This is a genomic window from Mycobacterium sp. (assembly GCF_046095365.1).
GTDB lineage: Bacteria > Actinomycetota > Actinomycetes > Mycobacteriales > Mycobacteriaceae > Mycobacterium.
The window spans coordinates 1-6,795 of sequence record NZ_JBJTJF010000158.1 but is presented as its reverse complement, the minus strand read 5'-3'; the positions used below and the strand labels follow the sequence as shown (position 1 = coordinate 6,795).

Sequence of the window (6,795 nt, the reverse complement as noted above, 5' to 3'; positions counted from 1 at the left end):
TTCGACGAGCCGTACGGCATCGGTTCGACGGACTTCTCGATTTGGTGAGGACCTGCCTGAAATAAATTTTCGGGTTTCCTGACAATTTGCTCCGCTCGGGGAGTAATCGGGGTTACGGTGCGGGTAGTTATCCCGCAAACCTCGGAGGACGTCATGGGAGCATCGGTTTTTGTCGGACGTGTCGGTGGACTGGCGGTAGCCCTCGGGGTGGGCGCAGCCATGTTCTCCACCGGGATGGGGGTGGCGTTCGCCGACTCCGGATCCCAGACGAACACCAGCACCGCATCGGCGGGCAAGACGTCCGGCGCCAACCGCGTGGCGCGTGCTCCGCGTGTCCGCGCGGCCAAGCCCGCCGCGACGACCCGCAAGGCCCGCAGCGCCGCGGCCGACCCGGTAGCCGCCGACCCGGAACCGGTGGCTGTCGAATCGCCGGTCGACGTGCCTGAACCGGCGGTCGGTACCGAAGCCCCCGAAGTCATTGCCTACAGCGCAGTGCCCGATTCCGGCCTTGACAAAACGGTCGGCAACCGGCGCGGCTTTGCGAAGGCCACTGCCACCGACCCGCTCACCGCCAACCCGGGGTATGAGGTTTTCGACGGTGTTCTGCAGGGCAACTTCAACGTGACCAGCGCCAGCGGCTGTGGCGCGCCCGGCTCGACCTGCACCCTGACCTACGAGTTCGTCAGTTCCTCGAAAGGCGGCAAGGCCAACCTGCCCACCAAGTCCAGCCCGTCGCCCGTTCCCGCGGAGCTGGACCCGCTGCTGGCGCCCAGTGCCAAGGGCGGTCCCGGCAGCTTCACCTTCCTGCCCTACGCCACCTGGATCGACCCGGCCAGTCCCAGCAGGGCCGCCGCCCCGACGGCGCAGAAGCCCGGCACGCAGGACTTCACGGTCCGGATCGCCGAGAACACCCAGTTCGACCAGACCGTCACCGGACTCCCCCTGATCGGCGGCCTCGCCGAGCCGATCATCAAGCTTTTCCAGGACTGGGGCATTCTCACCGGACTGGTCGGCGCATCGCTGCTCTCCACCGTCACGGTCAACCCGAACCTGGCCCTGGTGGCGGCCGGCGGCACACAGGTGGCCTACACCTACAAAGTGTCGTCCTTTGACGGCACCAAGATCAGCATGAACTACTTCCCGGCCTCGCTGAACACCCAGGCGGCACTCAAGCCCGCCCTCGGCGACCAGCAGGCGACGATCTTCAACGGACCCGGATTGGGTTCGCCCGGTGAGACCAAGCCGTACGAGGCCTATCAGGCCAGCGGCTCGGTACCCGGCCTGGGTCTGATGCGCGGGCAGGGACTCCCCGCGCCGCTGACCAACGCCCCGGTCGGTTTCAACGTGATCACGTGGGACCCGCGCGGTGAGTGGGACTCCGGCGGTGTCCTGCAACTGGACAACCCCTTCTTCGAGGGCCGCGACGTTTCCGCGCTGATCGACTGGGCCAACGCCAACACCCCGTTGCTCAACGAGAAAGCCGCAGGCGCACTGGTGAGCCCGTGCAGCCCGGGTGACGCGGGCTGCAAGCCGGACGTCGCAATGCTGGGCGGGTCCTATGGCGGCGGCATCCAGTTGACCACCATCGACCCGCGGATCAAGGCGATCGTGCCCTCCATCGCCTGGAACTCGCTCAACCAGTCGCTCTACCCGGACAGCGTGTTCAAGACCGGGTGGGCCAACGTGCTGGCCTCGGCGCTGCTGCTCACCGGGGCGTCGTCGGTCAACCGGATCAACTCGCAGGTCACCCAGGCGCTGATCACCGGCAACCTGTTCGGTTACATCAGCGACTCGGCGCAGGCTGTGCTCGCCAGCAGCGGTCCGACCACGCTGCTGACCAAGCTCAACATCCCGACCATGTATGACCAGGGCATCGTCGACGGTCTGTTCCCGCTCCAGCAAGCACTGGAGAACGCGCAGACCCAACTCGAGCAGAACCCGTACTTCGCCGACAAGCAGGATCAGGTCAAGATGATCTGGTTCAACGGCGGACACGGCGTCCCCACCAACGTTCTCCTGCAGCCGAACGGAGCGGACCTGCTGAGGGCACAGACCACCTTGATGTTCCTGGAGAACATGATCTGGGTGAACAACTACACCAAGAACTACCTCGGCCAGATCCCGACCGGGCTGCCCGCCCCGGCACCGCAGACCCTCAAAGAACTGACCGCCGGCCTGCTCGCCTTCACGCCGGTGTTCCAGTGGTGGGATCAGAAGGGCACGGCGTTGGCCTCCTACGACGGCATGCCCTACAGCGACGCCTTCCAGGACACATCGCCGATCGCGGTCACCGGCGTCGGTCCCCAGGGCTCGTTGCGTTCGCTGTTCACCCAGGCCAGCGGGCCGCTGACCACCAAGGACCCGGCCGGGGCAGTCTGCGCGAGTATCTCGTCGGCCTGCGAGTTCCCGCTCAACCAGGTGATCGCCACCGAGTCCAAGGACGCCATCAACATTGCCATCTCGGTACCCGCAACGACTGATCCGGACAACCCATCGGTGGTCGTCGGCGCACCCACGGTGAGCTTCACCTACTCCGGCACCGGTAACGCCAAGGCGATCTACGCGCAGATCGTCGACAACGCAACCGGCCAGGTACTGGGTAACATCAACACCCCCATCCCGGTCACTCTCAAGAACCCGATCCAGCTCGGAAAGCCGGAGGTCTTGAAGGTCACCAACTTCCCGATCGCCAACATCGCCTACACCGCACCGGAGGGCGCGGCCGGGTCGTTGACGCTGCAACTCGTCGCCAAAGCCTCGTCGTTCAAGAACAACGATGTGATCTGGAATATCGACATCAGTGACATCTCCGTGAGCCTGCCGACGACAGGCACGGCGATCCCCAACCCCCTGCCGGCACTGATCCCCGGCTAACCACCAGCAGTCGAATCAACCCGCCGGGGATCAAGCCCCGGCGGGTTGATTCGTGCGGGGGCCGGTCCTTCCGGTCAGCGACCCGGCAACCGCCGGCGCTTGCCGGCCGGGCGCTTGTTGCGCAGCCCGCCGGACTCCGAATCCTGTTCGCCGGCATCGGCTGCGGCGTCTTCGTCGGGCGCTGTCGCCTCGACCGTCACGTTCCCGGACGACGCGACCGTCTCCTTCTCTGCCGCGGCGGTCCCGGTGTCCGTCTCGTCGTCGGCGGTCCCGGTGTCCGTGTCCTCGTCGACGGTCAGGATGGTCGCCGAGGCCACCGACTCGGCGGCGGATTCGGCGGCGGACCGCTTCTTGCCGCGCGGCTTCTTCTCCGGCCTGGGTTTCTTGAGCTTGGCGGGCTTAGCGGCCTTGGGTTCCCTGGGGGCGGCGGGCGGCTTCTCGGCGACGAAGGACAGATACAGCCCGAGTACCCCCAGCACCGCGACGGCGCCGGCCGCGCCGTACACGGCGAACAGGTACGGCCCGCCCACCTCGAGGCGCAGCCAGATCTCCACGATCGCGGCCAGCAGGATCAGCGCCCCGGCGGCCACGTGCAGCACCGCCGACCACGCCCGCAACCGCAGCGCCAACTCCGGGGTTCGGGTCTTACGGGCCAGTGCGTCGCGAAGGATGGCCAGCACCGGCAGTGCCGCCAGTGCTACGGGGAAGCCGGTGGCGATCCGGCCCGCCGTAGCCAGTGTGGCGGGGATGTCGCCGGTCAGCACCCACCACCGGGGCAGCACGAACACCACGTAGAGCACCAGGCCGAGCAGAACGAGAGCAAGATGCAGTGCCCGTGCGTTGCGCCGGCTCATGCCCCTCCTTGTTTCACGTGAATCCGGGGTGCGATCAGGTCGCGATCGCACCCCGGAGAGCGCGGAGGATAGGGGATTTGAACCCCTGAGGGCTATTAACCCAACCCGCGTTCCAGGCGAGCGCCATAGGCCACTAGGCGAATCCTCCGTCGGCAATGGTAACCGACCGCCGGCGGCGGGAAGAACCCGCTGTGCTGCGGTGACCGGCCGGTATTAGACTCGCCGTGGACCCCGCGCGGCGTCCAACCTGTGAACTCCCCAGGGCTGGAAGGCAGCAAGGGTCAACGGGCTCTGGCGGGTGCGCGGGGTCCCCTTCTTCCTCCCGGGCGAACGAAAGGCCCACGGTGTCGCTTTCTTCTCTGAGCCACGACGACCTGCTGGCCGAGCACGGACTGCAGCGGCGCAACTACGCCGAACTTCAGGCCCGCAACCTCACCCTGGACCTGACCCGCGGCAAGCCTTCGGCCGAGCAACTGGACCTGTCCAACACGCTGCTGGAACTGCCCGGCGCCGGGGACTTCCGCGACGCCGAGGGCACCGACACCCGCAACTACGGCGGCCAGCACGGATTGCCCGGCCTGCGGGCGGTGTTCGGCGAACTGCTCGGCATCCCGGTGCCCAACCTGATCGCCGGGAACAACTCGAGCCTGGAGTTGATGCACGACGCGGTGGTGTTCTCGATGCTGCACGGCGGGGTGGACTCGCCGCGGCCCTGGGTCGCCGAGCCGGTGGTGAAGTTCCTGTGTCCCGCCCCCGGCTATGACCGGCACTTCTCGATCACCGAGAGCCTGGGCATCGAGATGATCACCGTGCCGATGCGCGACGACGGACCCGACGTCGATGTGGTCGAGGAGCTCGTCGCCGCCGACCCGGCCATCCGCGGGATGTGGTGCGTGCCGGTGTTCGCCAACCCGACCGGAGCGGTGTACTCCTGGGAGGTGGTTCGCCGGCTGGTCCAGATGCGCACCGCCGCAACGGATTTCCGGTTGTTCTGGGACAATGCCTACCCGGTGCACACCCTGACCGGGGACTTCCCCAAGCAGGTCGACGTGCTGGGTCTGGCGGCCACCGCCGGCCACCCCAACCGCCCCTACGTGTTCTCCTCGACCTCCAAGATCACCTTCGCCGGCGCCGGGGTGAGCTTCTTCGGCGGATCGCTGGGCAACATCGCCTGGTTCCTGCAGCACTCCGGGAAGAAGACCATCGGCCCGGACAAGGTCAACCAGCTGCGGCACCTGCGCTTCCTGCGCGACGCCGCCGGGGTGCGGGCGCACATGCAGCGCCACCGGGGGGTGCTGGCGCCGAAGTTCGCCCGGGTTCTTCAGATCCTCGACGACCGGCTGTCGGAGTCGAAGACCGCGTCGTGGACCGAACCCCGGGGCGGCTATTTCATCAGTCTCGACGTCCTGCCCGGGACCGCCCGGCGCACCGTCGCGCTGGCCAAGGACGCCGGTATCGCCGTCACCGCCGCGGGCGCGTCATTCCCGTACGGACAGGACCCCGACGACACCAACATCCGTATCGCGCCGAGTTTCCCGCCGCTGTCGGATCTCGAGGCGGCCATCGACGGTCTGGCGACCTGTGCGCTGCTGGCCGCCACCGAGAAGCTGCTGGGGTCCGGGGCCGTCACCGCCTCGTGACAGACTGCTGAGGTGGCGCTCTACCGCAAGTACCGGCCGGCGACCTTCGCCGAGGTGGTGGGCCAGGAACACGTCACCGAGCCGCTCTCGACGGCGCTGTCGGCCGGGCGGATCAACCACGCCTACCTGTTCTCCGGTCCGCGCGGCTGCGGCAAGACCTCCTCGGCGCGCATCCTCGCCCGCTCGCTGAACTGCGAGCAGGGGCCCACCCCGACGCCGTGCGGGGTATGCGACTCGTGTGCTGCGCTGGGGCCCGGAGGCGGCGGGTCCTTCGATGTGATCGAACTCGACGCCGCCAGCCACGGTGGCGTCGACGACACCCGCGATCTGCGCGACCGGGCGTCTTTCGCGCCCGCCCAGAGCCGCTACCGGATCTTCATCATCGACGAAGCGCACATGGTGACCACCGCCGGGTTCAACGCGCTGCTCAAGATCGTCGAGGAGCCGCCCGAACATGTGATCTTCGTGTTCGCCACCACGGAGCCGGACAAGGTACTGCCCACCATCCGCTCGCGGACGCATCACTATCCGTTCCGCCTGCTGGCGCCGAAGACCATGCGCGGCCTGGTCGAGAAGATCCTGGCCGCCGAGCAGGTGCAGGTCGACGACGCGGTGTTCCCGTTGGTCATCCGCGCCGGCGGCGGCTCGCCGCGTGACACCCTCAGCGTGCTCGACCAGCTGCTGGCCGGCGCGCAGGACAACCGGGTGCACTACCGGCGGGCGCTGGAACTGCTGGGCGCCACCGACGTCGCGCTGATCGACGTCGCGGTGGACGCCCTGGCGGCGGGCGACGCGGCCGCGCTGTTCGGTGCGGTCGAATCGGTGATCGACGCCGGGCATGACCCGCGGCGGTTCGGCACCGATCTGCTGGAGCGGTTCCGGGATCTCATTGTGCTGCAGGCTGTTCCGGATGCCGCCAGCCGCGGTGTGGTCGACGCGCCCGGTGATGTGCTGGAGCGGATGCGCGAGCAGGCGGCGCGCTTCGGGCCGGCGACGCTGGCCCGCTACGCCGAGGTGGTGCACGCCGGTCTCGGTGAGATGCGGGGCGCCACCGCTCCAAGGCTGCTGCTGGAGGTGGTGTGCGCACGGCTGCTGCTGCCGTCGGCGTCCGACGCCGAATCCGCTCTGCTGCAACGCGTCGAACGCATCGAGACCCGGCTGGACATCTCCATCCCGGCCGGGGAGGTCCCCGCGGGCGCGCCCGGGCCCGCCAAGCAGTATGTGCGCAGGACGCAGGCCGCTGCGGCGCCCGACCCCGAGCCCGCACCCGCGCCCGCGCCAGCTGATGCCGCCACGCCACCACCCGACCCCGCCGACACCACTCCCGCGCCTGAGCCTGCTCCCCCGCCCGCCGAACCCGCCGCGCCCGCACCGCCGAGACTGCAACCACGCAGCCAAACCCCGAGTGTCGAGCAGCCTGAGCGCAG

General features: G+C 68.4%; 4 protein-coding genes, 1 tRNA gene and 1 other RNA gene. 4 read left to right on the top strand and 2 right to left on the bottom strand.

The window, feature by feature from the left end; genetic code table 11:
* Nucleotides 1–153 precede the first annotated feature (153 nt).
* Nucleotides 154–2,874, top strand: coding sequence for an alpha/beta hydrolase family protein (locus ACKOQ4_RS12020; protein WP_526292080.1), 2,721 nt, complete (start codon nt 154–156; stop codon nt 2,872–2,874).
* A 74-nt stretch (nt 2,875–2,948) separates the two neighbouring features.
* On the opposite strand, the gene lucA is transcribed toward ACKOQ4_RS12020, so the two are convergent.
* Together lucA and ACKOQ4_RS12010 are read right to left on the bottom strand one after the other, a co-directional pair.
* Nucleotides 2,949–3,728: a lipid uptake coordinator LucA gene (lucA, locus tag ACKOQ4_RS12015; RefSeq protein ID WP_526292078.1), complete on the bottom strand. Its 780-nt coding sequence runs from the start codon at nt 3,726–3,728 to the stop codon at nt 2,949–2,951.
* A gap of 62 nt (nt 3,729–3,790) precedes the next feature.
* Nucleotides 3,791–3,876 (bottom strand) — tRNA-Ser (locus tag ACKOQ4_RS12010).
* A gap of 75 nt (nt 3,877–3,951) precedes the next feature.
* Between ACKOQ4_RS12010 and ffs the strand changes: the two genes are divergently transcribed.
* The 3 genes from ffs to ACKOQ4_RS11995 all read left to right on the top strand — a co-directional run.
* Nucleotides 3,952–4,045, top strand: an RNA gene (gene ffs / locus ACKOQ4_RS12005) — signal recognition particle sRNA small type.
* A gap of 27 nt (nt 4,046–4,072) precedes the next feature.
* Nucleotides 4,073–5,368, top strand: coding sequence for an aspartate aminotransferase type Ic (locus tag ACKOQ4_RS12000; RefSeq protein ID WP_526292076.1), 1,296 nt, complete (start codon nt 4,073–4,075; stop codon nt 5,366–5,368).
* Nucleotides 5,369–5,380: 12 nt separating this feature from the next.
* The coding region (locus tag ACKOQ4_RS11995; protein ID WP_526292074.1) for a DNA polymerase III subunits gamma/tau at nt 5,381–6,795 on the top strand (1,415 nt) is incomplete at its 3' end.

Excerpts from the sequence above, each read along its gene's own strand:
- ACKOQ4_RS12020 (WP_526292080.1), top strand. The coding sequence starts at position 154 with ATGGGAGCATCGGTTTTTGTCGGACGTGTCGGTGGACTGGCGGTAGCC.
- lucA (WP_526292078.1), bottom strand. The coding sequence starts at position 3,728 with ATGAGCCGGCGCAACGCACGGGCACTGCATCTTGCTCTCGTTCTGCTC.